Source organism: Novosphingobium pentaromativorans US6-1 (assembly GCF_000767465.1).
GTDB lineage: Bacteria > Pseudomonadota > Alphaproteobacteria > Sphingomonadales > Sphingomonadaceae > Novosphingobium > Novosphingobium pentaromativorans.
In genome coordinates, this window is sequence record NZ_CP009291.1 from 1,757,526 (window position 1) to 1,773,173 (window position 15,648).

At 61.7% G+C, this 15,648-nt stretch carries 14 protein-coding genes; 9 read left to right on the forward strand and 5 right to left on the reverse strand.

Features of this window, described 5'->3' with window-relative positions:
• Window positions 1-120 precede the first annotated feature (120 nt).
• The 4 genes from JI59_RS08080 (at window position 121) to JI59_RS08095 (ending at window position 3,183) form a co-directional block, all read left to right on the forward strand.
• Window positions 121-435, forward strand: coding sequence for a co-chaperone GroES (locus tag JI59_RS08080; RefSeq protein ID WP_038575804.1), 315 nt, complete (start codon window positions 121-123; stop codon window positions 433-435).
• Between the two features lie 53 nt (window positions 436-488).
• A complete protein-coding gene (gene groL, locus JI59_RS08085) occupies window positions 489-2,108 on the forward strand; it encodes a chaperonin GroEL (protein ID WP_007013258.1) in 1,620 nt (539 codons plus the stop codon).
• A gap of 158 nt (window positions 2,109-2,266) precedes the next feature.
• Window positions 2,267-2,458 (forward strand): YdcH family protein, encoded by a 192-nt coding sequence (locus tag JI59_RS08090; protein ID WP_007013257.1) that lies wholly within the window; start codon window positions 2,267-2,269, stop codon window positions 2,456-2,458.
• A 248-nt stretch (window positions 2,459-2,706) separates the two neighbouring features.
• On the forward strand, window positions 2,707-3,183 hold the full coding sequence (locus tag JI59_RS08095) for an Hsp20 family protein (RefSeq protein WP_174523909.1): 477 nt from the start codon (window positions 2,707-2,709) through the stop codon (window positions 3,181-3,183).
• Window positions 3,184-4,001: 818 nt separating this feature from the next.
• Here JI59_RS08095 and JI59_RS08100 read toward each other — a convergent pair.
• Both JI59_RS08100 and JI59_RS08105 read right to left on the reverse strand, forming a co-directional pair.
• The gene (locus JI59_RS08100; RefSeq protein ID WP_052117859.1) at window positions 4,002-4,709 is read right to left on the reverse strand and encodes a 2-oxo acid dehydrogenase subunit E2; all 708 of its coding nucleotides are present in this window, start codon (window positions 4,707-4,709) and stop codon (window positions 4,002-4,004) included.
• Between the two features lie 76 nt (window positions 4,710-4,785).
• Window positions 4,786-6,324 carry an acyl-CoA synthetase gene (locus JI59_RS08105; RefSeq protein WP_007013254.1) on the reverse strand — a complete coding sequence of 513 codons (1,539 nt, stop codon included), beginning with the start codon at window positions 6,322-6,324 and terminating at the stop codon, window positions 4,786-4,788.
• Window positions 6,325-6,458: 134 nt separating this feature from the next.
• Between JI59_RS08105 and JI59_RS08110 the strand changes: the two genes are divergently transcribed.
• Window positions 6,459-7,940, forward strand: coding sequence for an aldehyde dehydrogenase (locus JI59_RS08110; protein ID WP_007013253.1), 1,482 nt, complete (start codon window positions 6,459-6,461; stop codon window positions 7,938-7,940).
• Window positions 7,941-7,977: 37 nt separating this feature from the next.
• On the opposite strand, the gene budC is transcribed toward JI59_RS08110, so the two are convergent.
• On the reverse strand, window positions 7,978-8,730 hold the full coding sequence (gene budC / locus JI59_RS08115; RefSeq protein WP_038577305.1) for a meso-2,3-butanediol dehydrogenase: 753 nt from the start codon (window positions 8,728-8,730) through the stop codon (window positions 7,978-7,980).
• A 346-nt stretch (window positions 8,731-9,076) separates the two neighbouring features.
• On the opposite strand from budC, the gene JI59_RS08120 reads away from it, so the two are divergent.
• Complete coding sequence (locus JI59_RS08120; protein ID WP_007013251.1) at window positions 9,077-10,720, forward strand: MFS transporter; 1,644 nt, start codon at window positions 9,077-9,079, stop codon at window positions 10,718-10,720.
• A gap of 66 nt (window positions 10,721-10,786) precedes the next feature.
• On the opposite strand, the gene JI59_RS08125 is transcribed toward JI59_RS08120, so the two are convergent.
• The gene (locus JI59_RS08125; RefSeq protein ID WP_052117860.1) at window positions 10,787-12,067 is read right to left on the reverse strand and encodes an MFS transporter; all 1,281 of its coding nucleotides are present in this window, start codon (window positions 12,065-12,067) and stop codon (window positions 10,787-10,789) included.
• A 10-nt stretch (window positions 12,068-12,077) separates the two neighbouring features.
• On the reverse strand, window positions 12,078-13,115 hold the full coding sequence (locus JI59_RS08130) for a zinc-binding dehydrogenase (protein ID WP_038577311.1): 1,038 nt from the start codon (window positions 13,113-13,115) through the stop codon (window positions 12,078-12,080).
• Between the two features lie 103 nt (window positions 13,116-13,218).
• Between JI59_RS08130 and JI59_RS08135 the strand changes: the two genes are divergently transcribed.
• From JI59_RS08135 to JI59_RS08145, 3 genes are read left to right on the forward strand one after another with little or no spacing between them, the layout of a single operon-like run.
• Window positions 13,219-13,644 (forward strand): Zn-ribbon domain-containing OB-fold protein, encoded by a 426-nt coding sequence (locus JI59_RS08135; protein ID WP_007013248.1) that lies wholly within the window; start codon window positions 13,219-13,221, stop codon window positions 13,642-13,644.
• Entirely contained in the window at window positions 13,637-14,779 is a 1,143-nt protein-coding gene (locus JI59_RS08140; protein WP_007013247.1) for a thiolase C-terminal domain-containing protein, read from the forward strand. Before JI59_RS08135 ends, JI59_RS08140 begins: the two co-directional genes overlap by 8 nt.
• Before the next feature lie 4 nt (window positions 14,780-14,783).
• Window positions 14,784-15,641 (forward strand): MaoC family dehydratase, encoded by an 858-nt coding sequence (locus tag JI59_RS08145; RefSeq protein WP_007013246.1) that lies wholly within the window; start codon window positions 14,784-14,786, stop codon window positions 15,639-15,641.
• Window positions 15,642-15,648: the final 7 nt, after the last annotated feature.

The window sequence follows — 15,648 nt, forward strand, 5'->3', positions numbered from 1 at the left end:
CAAAAAATTTGGTTTGGACCTCTTGAAGCCGTTTTCAGCAAAACTAGATCGCGCACTGCCTCCTGCCGATCATCCGGGGGAGGCGCTTTAAGTCATTTCGCTTTGTAATGGAGGTTATGCATGCATTTCCGACCTTTGCACGATCGCGTGTTGGTTCGCCGCATCGAGGCCGAAGAAAAGACGGCCGGTGGCATTATCATCCCCGACACCGCCAAGGAAAAGCCGATGGAAGGCGAAGTCGTCGCCGTGGGCCCTGGTGCGCGTGACGATTCCGGGAAGCTGGTGGAACCCGCCGTCAAGGCAGGCGACCGCGCCCTGTTCGGCAAGTGGTCCGGCACCGAAGTGCGGATTGATGGCGAGGACCTGCTCATCATGAAGGAGAGCGACATTCTCGGCATCATCGAAACAACCGCCGAACTCAAGAAGGCGGCGTAAGCAATCAACCCAATCTTCAGTTCAATCGAAAGAAGAGAAAGGAGCAGGCCAAAATGGCTGCGAAGGAAGTAAAGTTTGCGTCTGACGCGCGTGATCGCATGCTGCGCGGCGTGGATACGCTTGCAAATGCGGTCAAGGTAACTCTCGGCCCCAAGGGGCGCAACGTGGTGATCGAGAAGAGCTTCGGCGCTCCCCGCATCACCAAGGATGGCGTCACCGTTGCCAAGGAAATCGAACTCAAGGACAAGTTTGAAAACATGGGCGCGCAGATGCTGCGCGAAGTCGCCAGCAAGCAGAACGACAAGGCGGGTGACGGCACGACCACCGCCACCGTTCTGGCCCAAGCCATCGTGCGCGAAGGTGCCAAGGCGGTTGCTGCCGGCATGAACCCGATGGACCTGAAGCGCGGTATCGATCTCGCCGTCGGCACCGTGGTCAAGGACCTTGAAAGCCATGCTAAGAAGGTGTCGGCCAACAGCGAGATCGCGCAGGTCGCAACCATTTCCGCCAATGGCGACGAAACCGTCGGCCGCATCCTTGCCGAAGCGATGGAGAAGGTGGGCAATGAAGGCGTGATCACGGTCGAGGAAGCCAAGAGCTTCGAGACAGAGCTCGAAACGGTCGAGGGCATGCAGTTCGACCGCGGCTACCTCTCGCCCTATTTCGTGACCAATGCCGAAAAGCTGAAGGTGGAACTCGAGGATCCGTACATCCTCATTCACGAGAAGAAGCTGTCGAACCTGCAGGCGCTGATCCCGCTGCTCGAACAGGTCGTGCAGTCGGGCAAGCCGTTGCTGATCATCGCGGAGGACGTCGAAGGCGAAGCCCTTGCTACCCTTGTGGTCAACAAGTTGCGCGGTGGCCTGAAGGTCGCGGCGGTCAAGGCACCCGGCTTCGGCGATCGCCGCAAAGCCATGCTGGAGGATATTGCCATCCTTACCGCCGGCAATGTGGTCAGCGAGGAACTTGGTACGAAGCTCGAGAACGTCACGATCGGCATGCTCGGCCGGGCCAAGAAGGTCATGATCGACAAGGACAACACTACCATCGTCGATGGTGCCGGCAACAAGGCCGACATCGACGCCCGGGTCAGCCAGGTCCGTGCCCAGATCGAGACCACGACCAGCGACTACGACCGCGAAAAGCTGCAGGAACGCGTAGCCAAGCTTGCTGGCGGCGTCGCCGTCATCCGTGTCGGTGGTGCCACCGAGGTCGAGGTCAAGGAGCGCAAGGACCGCGTCGACGATGCGCTGCACGCGACCCGTGCCGCTGTCGAGGAAGGCATCCTGCCGGGTGGTGGTATCGCCCTGCTGCGTGCGCTCAAGTCGCTCGAAGGGCTCAAGGCCGCCAATGACGACCAGCAGTCGGGTATCGACATCGTGCGCCGCGCGCTGCGAGCACCGGCTCGCCAGATCGCCGAGAACGCAGGCGAGGACGGTGCCTATATCGTCGGCAAGCTGCTCGAAGGCGACGATTACAACCACGGCTTCAACGCCGCGACCGGCGAATACGAAGACCTTGTGAAGTCAGGCGTCATCGATCCGGCAAAGGTCGTACGCACGGCGTTGCAGGATGCGGCTTCGGTTGCCTCGCTGCTGATCACCACCGAGGCTTTGGTGGCTGAGCTGCCGAAGGAAGACACGCCAGCACCGATGCCGGCGATGGACTTTTAATCGCGAGAGGAGAGCGCGGGTATCGCACCGCGCTCTCCAATCCGCGAACACCAGGCAGTTAGCAATGCCAGTTCGGCACCTGCTCACGCGGCCTGACACCGGGCAGGTTCTGAACGGGGCTTAACGGATCAATCGGTCGAATGAGAGAGGAGAAGTCTATGGCCGACAGGTATCTGGAGTATCTTTCACGCGAACATGCACGGCTGGAGGATGAAATCCGGCTGGAAAGCAAACGACCCCGGCCTGACGAAGTTATGATTGCCCGGCTGAAGAAGCTCAAACTGGCGGTCAAGGACCAGATGCAAAACTGGGCTTCCAGTCACGCGAGCAGCGATCGGCTGACCGCGTAAACGGACTTGATCCTATCAAATTGTCTCCTGGAAGAAGGCTAGGCGCACCTCCATCGGTGCGCCTGGTGTTCTCTTGCAAGGCGCTGAAAACAAACCCATAAAAATTTTTAATAGGTCTTGAAACCAATTGCGCGTTTCATAATTTTATCAATGCCGGATGCCATAACGGGTCCGGTTGGACAGAGGGCGTCGGCTCTTGGTTCCCGGCGCCTCTCACGCCCAGATTGCTCAACAAGGAGGATTTGGAAATGAGAACTGCATTTGATTTGACCCCCTATCGCCGCTCGACGGTCGGTTTCGATCGGCTCTTCGATGCGCTCGAGAACAGCTTCCGCGCCGAGACGCAGGATGGCTACCCACCCTTCGACATCGTTCGCACCGGCGAGGACAGCTACCGGATCACTCTGGCGGTTGCCGGCTTCCGTCCGGACGAAATCGACATCACTGCACAGCAGAACCAGCTCGTCATCTCCGGTCAGAAGACCGAGAAGGACGAAGACGGTGTTGAATTCGTTCACCGCGGTATCGCTGCCCGCGCGTTCGAGCGGCGGTTCCAGCTGGCCGACTATGTCGAAGTGCGCGATGCGGATTATGAGCACGGCATGTTGACGATCTCGCTCCAGCGGATCGTCCCTGAATCGCTCAAGCCGCGCAAGATCGCCATCGGAAGCCGCGAGCATGTCAACGACGACACGCCGCAGCTGACTGAAGACAAGGCGGCCTAAGCCCCAATCATCGGGCAAATCCTCGGCGGGGTGGGTGCAATCGCACCTGCCCCGCTTGACGAAGCTTTGCCCAAACCAGCCGGTACATTGGAGGAATGTCGAGATCGCTATCGTCTTTGGCTTAGCAATGAATAAACGGCAGCTTCCGGCGGCTTTATTTGAGCGAGTGTATGGCCGAGATGTTCGTGGCTTCTGTCCGGGTGCTGAGAGCCACACCAACGGCAGGTTTTGGCGTGAACGGTCCTTCATGATGGTTGATGGGAACGACCGGGTCTGGTCGTCAGTTGCCGTTCTGAACGGTCCGCAGCTTAGGAGAATACCGCTATCGGAATGCTCAAAGATTGGGTAGAAATTGGCCACCCAGCGGTTAGACATCCGGCATGGGATGCCGCAGAAGTTCAATTGGCATTTCGGGATGGTTAGACAATGCATCCACCTGAAATACCTCGATTAGGAGAGTCCGGCTCGGGCCTCCATCCACAGTGGCGAAATTTCGCCAATCGTGGCACGTATGTGGACCTATCAGGCCAGCACGATTGCCGCCTCATGGCTGGCCTCACGCTCGCGGCAAGATCGCGCCTCCCGCAACTTCCAGCAACGTCATGCCGGGAAAATGTCGGTCCAACATGATCGAAACCCGACTATGCCAGCAGTGCGCCCCGCTCCTGTTCGACAATGCGAACGCGAAGAGCCCCGGCAACGCTCCTGCGCAAGAACGACGCCAGGGATTCCGGTTTCAGTGGGTTTACTGCCCCCGAAAGGCGACCAGTCTGCTCGCGACCTCGTCGACTGCAACCTCAGGGCAATCGAGCGCGAGATCAGAGATCCTGGGGGTGTGCCAGCACATCGGCGATATGCCGCAAGAAACGTGCCGCATCGGCGCCGTTGATCACTCGGTGATCGTAGCTCAGCGACAAGGGCATCAGCGAGCGCGGCTCGAATGCCTCACCGTTCCAGACGGGGGCGATGCGCGTCTTCGTAACACCGAGGATCGCAACTTCCGGAGGGTTCACGATCGGCGTAAATGCGGTTCCGCCGATCCCGCCCAGCGACGAGATCGTCATCGAACCGCCTTCCATCGCGCTCATCGGCAGGCCCTTTTCGCGCGCTGTCTGGCTCACCGACTTGAGTTCATTCGCCAGATCCTGAATTGCGCGTGTGTCGGCATCGCGCAGGACGGGAACAAGCAGGCCGAGGGGACCGTCGACGGCAATGCCGACATGACAATATTGCTTGCGATAAAGCGTCTTGCCGTCTTCCGACAATGAGGCGTTGAAGTCGGGAAAGGCCTTGAGGCCCGACGCCAGCGCCTTCACCAGGAAGATCAGCGGCGAAATCCTGGTGCCCGCCTCGCTCAAGGCCTTGCGATGCGCTTCCAGTGCCGTCACGTCGATATCGTCATGATGCGTGACATGCGGGATCGTGGCCCATGCCTGACTGAGCCGCTTGCCCACGACCTGCTGAAACTTGGTAGTCGCTGCGGACTCGACCGGCCCGAACTGTTCGAAATATCCCTGCATATCCATCACGCTTGCTCCTCAAACTTTTCAATGATCTGCGCCCCGCTCGCCCGATTGGCGGGCGAGGAAGGTCTTGCGGGCGTCACTCTGCCGGCCAATAGCGCGCCTTCACCTCCTTCTTCATGAGCTTGCCTGTATCGGTGCGCGGCAGAGCGGGATCAAAGTCGATCGATCGCGGGCATTTCACGTCGGCAAGCCGCTCCCGGCACCATTCGATCAGCTCGCTTGCCAATGCGTCGCCCGGCTGCGCAGAGGACTTGGCCTGCACGACGGCCTTCACTTCCTCGCCAAAATCGGGATTGGGCACGCCGATAACCGCCACATCCTCCACCGCGGGATGAGTGATGAGCAGATTCTCGACCTCCTGAGGGTAGATGTTGACGCCGCCCGATATGATCATGAAATCCTTCCGGTCGGAAAGATACAGGAAACCCTCATCGTCCAACCGCCCGACGTCGCCCATCGTCGACCAGTCCGGATTGAGCGGATTGCGCGAGGCGGCAGTCTTCTCCGGATCGTTATGGTACGAGAAGTTATAGGCACCGGAAAAATAGATCGTGCCGATCTCACCCACCGGCAATTCATGTCCATCGTCATCGCAGATATGAATCGACCCCATCACAGGACGACCGACGGATCCGGGCTTGCGCAACCATTCCTCACTGGTGATACGCACATGGCCGTTGCCTTCCGATCCCGCATAGAACTCCATGAGGATAGGACCCAGCCAGTCGATCATCGCCTGCTTGACCGGCACGGGACACGGCGCGGCCGCATGGATCACCGTTTTGAGTGACGACAGATCGTACCGTGTACGCACCTCCTCCGGTAGCGCCAGCAAGCGGATAAACATGGTCGGCACAACCTGCACAGCCGTGACATGGTGACGCTCGATGGCCGCAAGGAAGGCCTCGGGTTCGAATTTCGGCATCAGCACCACGCATCCGCCCAGCGCCTGCACCCCGGTTGTCGCTGCCAGCGGCGCAGAATGATAAAGCGGCGCGGGCGATAAATAGACGGTCTCCCGATTGAAACCATAGTAGCGCGAGAACATCTGCGCCGCCGGATTGGGAACGATCGGCGATCCACCCGGTGGCGGGAAGCGAATACCCTTGGGCCGACCGGTCGTGCCGGAAGAATAGGTCATGCGTCCGCCGGCCCCTTCGTCCGCAATGCGCGTACCGGGCAAATGCGCGGCGATTTCGGCAAGATCGCGAAAGCCTTCGACGGGGCCAAGCGTCACCAAGGCCGCCAGGCCGGGCATCTGCGCCTCGATCGCCCGAAGCCCCCTGGCGGTCGCCGCAAGGGTGTCGCCAACCACCACCGTTTTCGCTGCGCTATCGTTGACGATGTAAGCGATCTCGTCCGGCTTGAGACGAGAGGACACAGGGACCAGGACGAGGCCCGCGCGCTGCGCCGCCCAATAGAGATCGAGATATTCAGGCCGATTGTCGCAGACAATGGCGATGGTATCGCCGCTGGCCATTCCCAGCGAGCGCAAGCCATGAGCGAAGCGATTGGCTCGTCGTTCAAGTTCGGCATAGCTGATGGAATCGCCGGTCGCCGTGAATACCAGGGCATTCTTGCCCGCGGCTTCCTCGGCATGAATCTGCGGATGCATGCAAGCCTACTCCTTATCGTTTGGCGCCGACTTGAAAGAGACGCGAGCCGGTGTAAAGCGTGTTTCACTAAATACACAATTTTTCGGCACCTTCGAGCGCGTCCGCGCAATTCCACCATAACCGGGAGAACACCATGGCCACAACCGCAACCAGGAGTGCGCAGTTGCGCCATCCGGATGCATTCTTCATCGGCGGCGAATGGGTCGAACCTTCGACCGGATCGACCATAGACGTGATCGACAGCAGCACCGAAGAGGTCTTCCTGCGCGTTGCCGAGGCGCAGGAAGAAGACGTGAAACGCGCGATAAGCGCCGCAAGGCGGGCGTTTGACGAGGGCCCCTGGCCGCGCATGAGCCCGCAGGAACGTGCGCCCTTCCTGGAAAAGATCGCCGCTGCCTGGAGCGAACGCGCCAACGCCCTCGCCGATAGCTGGACCGCTGAATCGGGTGTGCTTCGCGCCATATCGGCCTCAGCCGCGCCCGGACTGGCAAGTACATTTCGCTACTATGCCGAGCTTGGCCGCGACTTCGCATGGCAGGAAGAACACGTTTCACAAACCGGGCAGCCAGCGCTGCTGGTGCGCGAGCCAGTGGGCGTGGTGGCGGCCATCGTTCCGTGGAACGCGCCCCATCAGTTGATGACCGCCAAAGTGGCCCCTGCATTGATCGCAGGCTGCACAATGATCATAAAGGCGTCGCCAGAAGCGCCCAGCGCCCCCTACCACCTCGCCGAAATCTGCGAGGAAATCGGCTTGCCGCCCGGCGTGGTGAACGTGCTCACGGCCGACCGCGAAGTATCGGAACTGTTGGTGCGCGATCCGCGCGTGGACAAGGTCAGCTTCACTGGTTCAACCGCCGCCGGGCGCAAGATCGCCTCGATCTGCGGGGAGAGGATTGCGCGCGTCACGCTGGAACTGGGAGGCAAGTCTCCAGCGGTGATCCTTGACGATTACGACCTTGGCACGGCTGCCCGGTCGATCGCCCGCTATGCGCCGATCATGACCGGCCAGGTGTGCTCCTCGCTGACCCGGATCATCGTCAACAAGAAGCGTCACGACGATCTGGTGGCCGCGCTTGCCGATACCTTCGGCAAGATCCAGGTCGGCGACCCGTTCGAGGCGACCAGCCAGATGGGCCCGCTGGCGATGGCGCGGCAACGCGATCGCGTGGAGGAAATGATCGCCATCGGCAAGGCTGAAGGCGCGCGATTGGCAGTCGGCGGCGTTCGCCCTGCGCACCTGAACCGCGGTTACTACATCGAACCCACCGTATTCGCGAATGTCGACAACGAGGCCACCATTGCGCGCGAGGAAATCTTCGGCCCGGTGCTCAGCGTCATTCCCGTGGCAAACGAGGAAGAAGCGATCGCGGTTGCCAATGACACGATCTACGGCCTCAACAGCAGCGTCTTCACCAACGACCCGCAGCGCGCCTATGCGGTCGCTCGCCGGCTGCGGGCCGGCACGGTCGGCCACAATGGCTTCAAGACCGATTTCACCGTCGGCTTCGGCGGTTTCAAGCAATCCGGGATCGGGCGAGAAGGCGGCATTGGCGGGCTTCATCCCTATCTTGAAGCCAAGACGATGATTTTCGAGGACATGCCGACGGACCGCTGACTGTCACCATCCGCCGGCTTCGGCCTGCTCCTCCCAGTTATGGCAACGGGGGCAGGCTGGGGCTGCGCGGCTGGCCGGTGTAGGCAGTCATGCCTCCATCGGCGACGACGACCGAGCCGGTCATGAACGACGCATCGTCCGACAACAGGAAGGCGATGACGCCGGCAATCTCGTCCGGCTGCGCGGAACGGCCCATCGGGATCGCGCCAGTCCATTGTTCGCGCTGGGGAATGCCGCTTGTCATCGCCGTGTCGACCAGCCCCGGACACACGGCGTTGACGCGAACCCCGTCCCGCGCGCAGTCCATCGCAACGCTGCGGGTATAGTTGATGACCGCCCCCTTGCTGGCGCAATAGGATCCCATGCCGTAATCGCCGCCCAGGCCGGAAATGGAGGCGAGATTGACGATTGCACCGCCGCCCGTTTTCCGCATGGCCCGGATCGCGGCGCGGCAACCGTACATCACTGCATGCATGTTGACCTGAAAGACCCGGAACCATTCCTGGTCCGACTGGACGGCTGCATCGCTCAGGCTGCCGGTCCCCGCGTTGTTGACGAGCATGTCGAAGCGACCGAAGCGTTCACATGCCAACTCTATCGCCGAGGGGATGGCTTCGGGATCAGTCACGTCTGCCTCGATCGTCACGATGCCGTCTGGCGCATCGCACCGCTTGCGATCGAGCGACAGCACATGCGCGCCCTCACGCGCCAGACGTGCCGCCGTGGCAGCTCCGATGCCTCCCGATCCGCCGGTGACGATCGCAACCCTATCCTGAAATCGCTGTAACAACTGCTTCTCTCCCTGAGCTATGCGTTCACTGTGCAGCGATGCCCGCGCCAGGCCCGGGCAAAAAAACAACAGCCAAGCAGCGTCGCCGCATTGTCGAACGGGAACATCCCCTTGCATGGTTTGCGACCGTGGACACAAGCCCGCTTCACTGTAATTGATGCACAATACTTGACGCACCGGTCGTTGTAGTGCTCAAACGAATACTCGCTGCTGTCCCGTGATGGTGTCGACAGCCGCAGAATAATCGAGCCATGCCGAACGATGATCCCCGATCCCAACCCGTGCTGAGACGCCGCTGCGAACCGGCGCGGTATGGCCCCGGCCAGCAATCCTCCGCAACCCACGGATGAAGATTTCGTCCCGCGCCCTTGCGCCATTATCCGACACGGTATTCCGCCGGATATGGAGCGCCAGCCTGCTCTCGAACCTCGGCCAGTTGACGCTTGGCGTCGCTGCCGCCTGGGAGATGACACGGCTCACCCCTTCTCCGGAAATGGTGGCATTGGTGCAGACATCGCTGATGCTGCCGATCATGCTCGTTTCGGTTCCCTCCGGTGCCATCGCCGACATGTTCGATCGGCGCAAGATCGCGCTTGCCGGACTCGGTTTTTCCGCCGTCTCCGCAGCCCTGCTTGCGGCCTGCTTTGCAGGTGGCCTGGCCAGCCCCGTCGTACTCCTCGCCTTCTGTTTCTGCGCCGGCGCAGGCATGGCGCTCTACTCACCGTCCTGGCAGGCATCGATTCCTGAACAAGTACCTCCCGAGCACCTACCGGCCGCAATTGCACTGGGATCGGTCAGCTACAACATCGCCCGCAGCTTCGGACCTGCCCTGGGGGGTGTGGCCGTACTGGCACTGGGCGCAACGGCGGTATTCGGCGCGACCGCCCTGCTCTATCTGCCCCTGTTCGCCGCATTCCTGTTCTGGCGGCGGGAGACGATACCGCCGCGCCTGCCGCCCGAACGGCTTGACCGGGCGATCGTCTCCGGGATCCGGTACGTCTTCTATGCGGGCACCGTTCGGACCGCGATGCTGCGGGTGCTGCTGTTCGGCCTGACCAGTGCGTCCTTGATGGCCCTCACGCCGCTGGTCGCGCGCAACTCGCTTGGCGGGGACGCGGGCACTTATGGCCTGCTGCTCGGCGCCAGCGGCGTAGGTGCCGTGATCGGGGCTTTCGTGCTGAGCTGGGTGCGGGAAAACATACCGACCGATCCTGCGCTGGCAGTCGCGACGCTCGTCCTTTCAGCGATGCTCCTTGTCGTCGCCTGGGCCGGCAGCATCTGGCTTGTCGCTATCGCCATGGCCGTTTCCGGCGCGGCAACCATGCTTTCGGTCGCGACTCTCAATGTCGTGGTCCAAACCTCCGTTCCGCGCTGGGTTACAGCCCGGGCCTTGTCCTGGTTCTCCTCGTTCCTCACTGGCGGCATCGCATTCGGCTCGTGGTTCTGGGGGGAGATCGCGGCAATCTCCGGACTGTCGAATGCCCTGTCGATCTCTGCCGGAGCGCTTGCCGCTACTCCGCTGCTGGCCCTGATCTCACCGCTGCGCGATTCGGACAGTCCGGATCTTTCGCCAATGGAGCCGAGACCCGACCCCAACGTGGACCTCGCGGTCACCAGCCGGAGCGGACCGATCGTTATCGAGGTGGAGTACCGCGTGGAGCGGGATCTGGCGCGAGCGTTCTACGATGTGATGCTCAAGGTGCAGCGACTGCGCCTGCGCAACGGCGCCTTCGCCTGGTCGATAGCGCGCGATATCGGCGATGCCGAATTGTGGACCGAACGCTTCGAATTTCCGACATGGCAGCAATACTTGCGCCATCGGGAGAGATTCACAACGGCCGACTGGGATTTGCAACTGGCCGCAAACGGCTTTCACAAGGGACCGCCAAGCAACGTCCGGCGACGACTGGTCAGGCCGTTTGGCTCGGTCCGCTGGCGCGCGGAAACGCCGGTGCCGGCAACCGACGAGGTCGGCATCTACAATCCTTGAGAACTTGGCGATGCGGTGCGCTCCTGCCGGAAGAATGGCGAATGCCGAACCCCGACAGGGAGACCGTCATTCCAACAGCGCCTGCTCGTTGAACCAGCTGCCGGCCAGCGCAAGGAGGCCTGCCCCCAGCAAATGAATCGCGGGGACCAGCAGCAGTGCGAGGCCGAGAGCGGAAGGGCCGAGCGATGGGGTCAGGGCGTCGCTGATCATGCCCACCGCCAATGGTCCGAGGCCCCCGGCGATGGCATTGCAGAACAGCATCAGCGCCGAGGCCGTCGCGCGCGCATGCGATGGGACCAGGCGGTGCAAAGCCGATATCACGGGCGGTGCATAAGCAATGACGGTGATGTTGGCGACCGCGAGGCCAATCATGGCGAATGTCGCGTCGGACGTCACGAAGGCCCCTGCGGAAGCCAATGCGACCACTGCCATCAGTATCGCGGTCGACCATAGCAGCCACCGCCCGTCGCGGGCGGCCAAACGGTCGGCAACAAAGCCCAGGCCCAGCAGCCCGACCGTCCCCAGAAGACCGGTCAACAGACCGAACTCCACTCCGATTTCACCAAGCGTGAAACCATGCGCGCGGATCAGGTAGGCAACGCCGAAGGATGTCAGCCCATAGGCCCCGATACCGATACAGGCCGAACCGGCGAGGACGAGGAGAAAACTGCTCCCCCGGAAGTGGACAAGCGTATCGACCAGCGAGGGGTGCTTTGCCCCTTCCACCGAGAAACCGGCCGGTTTCCGCCACCCAAGAACCAACAGGACCACCGGGGAAAGCAACAGCCCGCAAAGGCCAACCAGCATGAAAGTCTGGCGCCAGCCAAGCCATTCTCCGATCAGACCGCCGGCGAGAAAGGCGATACTCGTCGCGAAGGGAACCGCAAGAGTCAGGACAGCCAGAGGCGCGCTTCGCTTGTCTGGCGTGAAATTGCGCGAGATGAAGGCGTGCGCTGCCGGTGAACTGCCGGCTTCGCCCAGGGCCACGCCCATCCGGGCGACAGCGAATTGCATCGCATTCTGCGCCAGCCCACCCAGCGCAGTCATGATGCTCCATAAGGTCAGGCAGACGGCGATGACGACGCCGTAACGCCCGCGGTCGGATATCCGCGCGATCGGAATGCCGACGACGGCATAGATGACGAGAAAACCGAATCCGGTAATCAGGCCGATCACCGTGTCGGACAGTTGCAGGTCATGCTTGATCGGTTCGATCAGCACGGCCGGCAAGATCCGGTCAACGACATTGAATACGGCAACGAACGTCAACAGCACGACGGCCGACCATCGCCGTGCGGGGGTCAACGTGGGAGCGACGCCTGCCCCAGCGGACGATGCAACGGTCATTCTCTCAACCTCAGCCGTTGGGTTGCAGCACCATGCGCCGCTCACTGTCGCCACTGGCGATGCGGCGATGCGCCTCGGCGGCGGCCGAAAGCGGCAGCGTCTCGGCAGGTGGCGGCACGACTTTACCGCTGGCGATGAGGCCCAGCAGATGCTTCGCATCCTCCATGTAATCCTCAGGATGTGATTCGCGGCGCTCCTGAATGTTGTAGAAGACAGTGTCGCGTCCGGTGCCATCCCGCTGCCCTTGCGCAGGCCACTCGACCGTCAGGAGCTTCTGCGATTTCATCGCTTCTTCAGCCGGCTTTTCACCATCGATGAATTCCTGGAAGCCATAGGCGACCAGACGACCACCCTTGGCAAGGGAATCCCAGCTCGTCTGCCAGCTCTCAGCACTGATCGCATCGAAAGCGGCGGCAACGCCCCCGCCGCTTGCCTGGCGAATCGCATTGGCAAGATCGTCGCTGCGGTAATCGATCGGATCCGCGCCGAGCGACTTCACCAGATCGAGCTTGCCTGCCGAGGCGGTTCCCACCACCCGCAGGCCCAGGTGGCGCGAAAGCTGCACAAGCGCGCGCCCGGTCGAGCCGCTGGCACCCACTACCAGAACCGCATCGCCCGCCGACAGGTCGACGCAGCGCGTCAACATCTGCCATGCCGTCACCCACATCAGGGGAACTTCGACTGCCGCTTCGGGAGCAACGCCCCCAGGCACCGGAACCAGCGTTTCCGCTGGGCGGATCAGGACCTGCGAGTAACTGCCGGACACCGGCATGTCCGCTACCCGCTTGCCCATCCAGCTTTCGGATACTCCGGCGCCGACCGCCTCGACGATGCCTACTGAATCATAACCTGGTATAAGCGGGAGGCCGCCCTTGTAGGCGACATAACGGCCGCGCCGCAGGATCGTATCGGTAAAACCGACGCCAGCCGCTTCGACGCGCAGCCGCACCTCTCCCTCGCCCGGCTCAGGAAGCGCGGCCATGTCCTCGATTTCCAGCACTTCGGGTCCGCCGAAACTACGTGCAATGATCCGCTGGTATCCTGACACTTTCGTCTTCTCCCAATTCTCAAACGTCTTGATTCTGACCTCATGCACGTTCAAGCGATTTCACGCAAACCATGTATTCGGGAAACGAGGGAGATCGAACGCCATGAAGGAATTCAAGCGGGCCTTGCCTGAACCGACGCCAGAAACCGAGCATTTCTGGGACGGTTGCCGTCAGGGCGAACTGCGTATTCAGCGCTGCATGTCCTGCAATCATTCCTATTTCCCGCCGCGCCCCGTTTGTCCTGAATGCTGGAGCCGCGATATCGAGATCTATGTCGCATCGGGCAAGGCAACGCTGCATTCCTATATAATCAACCACCGCCCTCGCCCCGACATGGGAACCGAACCGCACTCCATCGCCATGGTAAGACTGGCCGAAGGCCCCCAGATGATGAGCAATATCGTCGACTGCCCGCAAACGCCCGAAGCGCTTATCCTCGACATGCCCCTCGAAGTCACCTTCCTGAAGCAGAGCGATACGATCAGCCTTCCCCAGTTCAAGCCGGCAAAGGACCAAGCCGATGGTTAAACCGCGTTCTATTGCCGTAGTCGGTGCTGCCGAAACGACGAAGATGGGCATCGTGCCCGAAATGTCTCAGCTCGGCCTCAACATCGATTGCGCGCTCAATGCAATCGAGGATGCGGGCCTGAAGCCCGGAGACATCGACGGCATCGCCACTGCAAACGAGCATCCGTGGAACGTCGCCGCGATGCTGGGAATCACCCCCAGGTGGCTCGACGGCACGAACGTGGGTGGCTGCTCGTTCATGCTCCATGTCCGCCATGCCTGCGCCGCTATCGAGGCCGGGCTTTGCAATACCGTGCTGGTCACGCATGGCGAGTCGGGCCGCTCGCAGGTCGCGCCCACGCGCTATGCGGCCAATCCGGGCAGCCTGATCGGCCAGTTCGAACTGCCGTACGGGATCCATGCGCCGGTTACCCAGTTCACCATTCCTGCACTTCGCTTCCTGAAGGACACCGACACCACGCAGGAAGACCTTGCACGGCTGGTCGTGATCCAGCGCGAATGGGCGGCATTGAACCCGCGCGCGACGCGCAAGGAGCCAGTGACCGTCGACGAAGTGATGAACGACCGGATGATCGCCTATCCGTTCCGCAAGTCGATGTGCTGCGTCGTCACCGATGGCGGCGGCGCGCTGATCCTGACCAGCGCCGAACGGGCGAAGGACTTCCCCACCAAGCCAGTCTATATCCTGGGCACCGGCGAAGGGATCGAGAATCCCGTCATCAGCATGATGAGCGATCTCACCAGCTCTGCGGCCTTCCGCATTTCCGGGCGACAGGCCTTCGAGGAGGCCGGGATCACCCACGCCGACGTCGACCACCTGATGCTCTACGATGCCTTCGCGCATGTGCCTTTCTACATGCTGGAAGATCTTGGTTTCGCGGGTCGGGGAGAAGCGAAGTACTTCTACCGCGAACGGCGCTGCGCGCCTGGCGGCGAGCTGCCGATCAACACCAGCGGCGGCGGACTTTCGTACATGCATTCGGGGATGTACGGCATGTACGCGATGCAAGAGAGCATCCGGCAGATGCGCGGCATTGCCCCGGCGCAGGTCGAAGGGGCGAAGATCTCGGTCTCTCACGGCGTGGGCAACATGTTCAGCGGCGCCGGAACCATCATCTTCACGAACGAGGGCTGAACCCATGACGCTTGCTTATGACGACCTGATAGAGCGCCGCAGCGAACCGCGTGCCTATTCCTACACCGACACACAGATGCTGTTGTACAACATAAGTGTCGGGATGGGGCGCGACCCGACCGACCCCAGGGAACTGGGCTACATATACGAGAAGCCAGAACTGCGCGTAGTTCCCACCGCCGCCGCGGTTTTGCTGAGCGGCGATTCCAGTCTGCTGGGCAATGCCCCGATCGATTGGGCGCGTGTGCTGCACGGCGAGCAACGTATTGCCTTCCACCGTCCCATTCCCCCCTCTGGAGACCTGGTCTCGTCCAGCCATATCTCGGAAGTGGTCGATAAGGGGCCGGACAAGGGCGCGATCATCACCGTCACCGTCGAATGTGCGCTGGCTGGCGGCGAGCCGCTGTTCACGATGGACAACGTGATCTTCGCGCGCGGCAACGGCGGCCTGGGCGGTCCGGAAAAGTCCAGACATACCCCCCACGCCCTTCCGGAGCGCGCGCCCGACATGCGTTTCGTCACCGAGACCCGGCGCGATCAGGCCGCGCTCTATCGGCTGACCGGCGACCGCAATCCGCTCCACATCGATCCGGCCTATGCCAAGAGGGCCGGATTTCCGGCACCCATCCTGCATGGCCTTGCCAGCTACGGGATCACCTGCCGCGCGCTGCTTGCCAGCGTATGCGACTATGATCCGGCCCGAATGAAGTCATTCGATTGCCGCTTCACCTCGCCGGTATTCCCCGGCGAAACGCTGGAATCGGACATCTGGGTCGACGGCGACATCGCATCATTCCGGGTCCGAGTGGCCGAGCGCGACGTTGTTGCGCTGAACAATGGCCGATGCCTGATAACCAATTGATAGCCTG

What these genes read in the sequence shown, in the direction of transcription:
- JI59_RS08080 (WP_038575804.1), top strand. Translation starts at nt 121, where the DNA reads ATGCATTTCCGACCTTTGCACGATCGCGTGTTGGTTCGCCGCATCGAG.
- groL (WP_007013258.1), top strand. Translation starts at nt 489, where the DNA reads ATGGCTGCGAAGGAAGTAAAGTTTGCGTCTGACGCGCGTGATCGCATG.
- JI59_RS08090 (WP_007013257.1), top strand. Translation starts at nt 2,267, where the DNA reads ATGGCCGACAGGTATCTGGAGTATCTTTCACGCGAACATGCACGGCTG.
- JI59_RS08095 (WP_174523909.1), top strand. Translation starts at nt 2,707, where the DNA reads ATGAGAACTGCATTTGATTTGACCCCCTATCGCCGCTCGACGGTCGGT.
- JI59_RS08100 (WP_052117859.1), bottom strand. Translation starts at nt 4,709, where the DNA reads ATGGATATGCAGGGATATTTCGAACAGTTCGGGCCGGTCGAGTCCGCA.
- JI59_RS08105 (WP_007013254.1), bottom strand. Translation starts at nt 6,324, where the DNA reads ATGCATCCGCAGATTCATGCCGAGGAAGCCGCGGGCAAGAATGCCCTG.
- JI59_RS08110 (WP_007013253.1), top strand. Translation starts at nt 6,459, where the DNA reads ATGGCCACAACCGCAACCAGGAGTGCGCAGTTGCGCCATCCGGATGCA.
- JI59_RS08120 (WP_007013251.1), top strand. Translation starts at nt 9,077, where the DNA reads ATGAAGATTTCGTCCCGCGCCCTTGCGCCATTATCCGACACGGTATTC.
- JI59_RS08125 (WP_052117860.1), bottom strand. Translation starts at nt 12,067, where the DNA reads ATGACCGTTGCATCGTCCGCTGGGGCAGGCGTCGCTCCCACGTTGACC.
- JI59_RS08135 (WP_007013248.1), top strand. Translation starts at nt 13,219, where the DNA reads ATGAAGGAATTCAAGCGGGCCTTGCCTGAACCGACGCCAGAAACCGAG.
- JI59_RS08140 (WP_007013247.1), top strand. Translation starts at nt 13,637, where the DNA reads ATGGTTAAACCGCGTTCTATTGCCGTAGTCGGTGCTGCCGAAACGACG.
- JI59_RS08145 (WP_007013246.1), top strand. Translation starts at nt 14,784, where the DNA reads ATGACGCTTGCTTATGACGACCTGATAGAGCGCCGCAGCGAACCGCGT.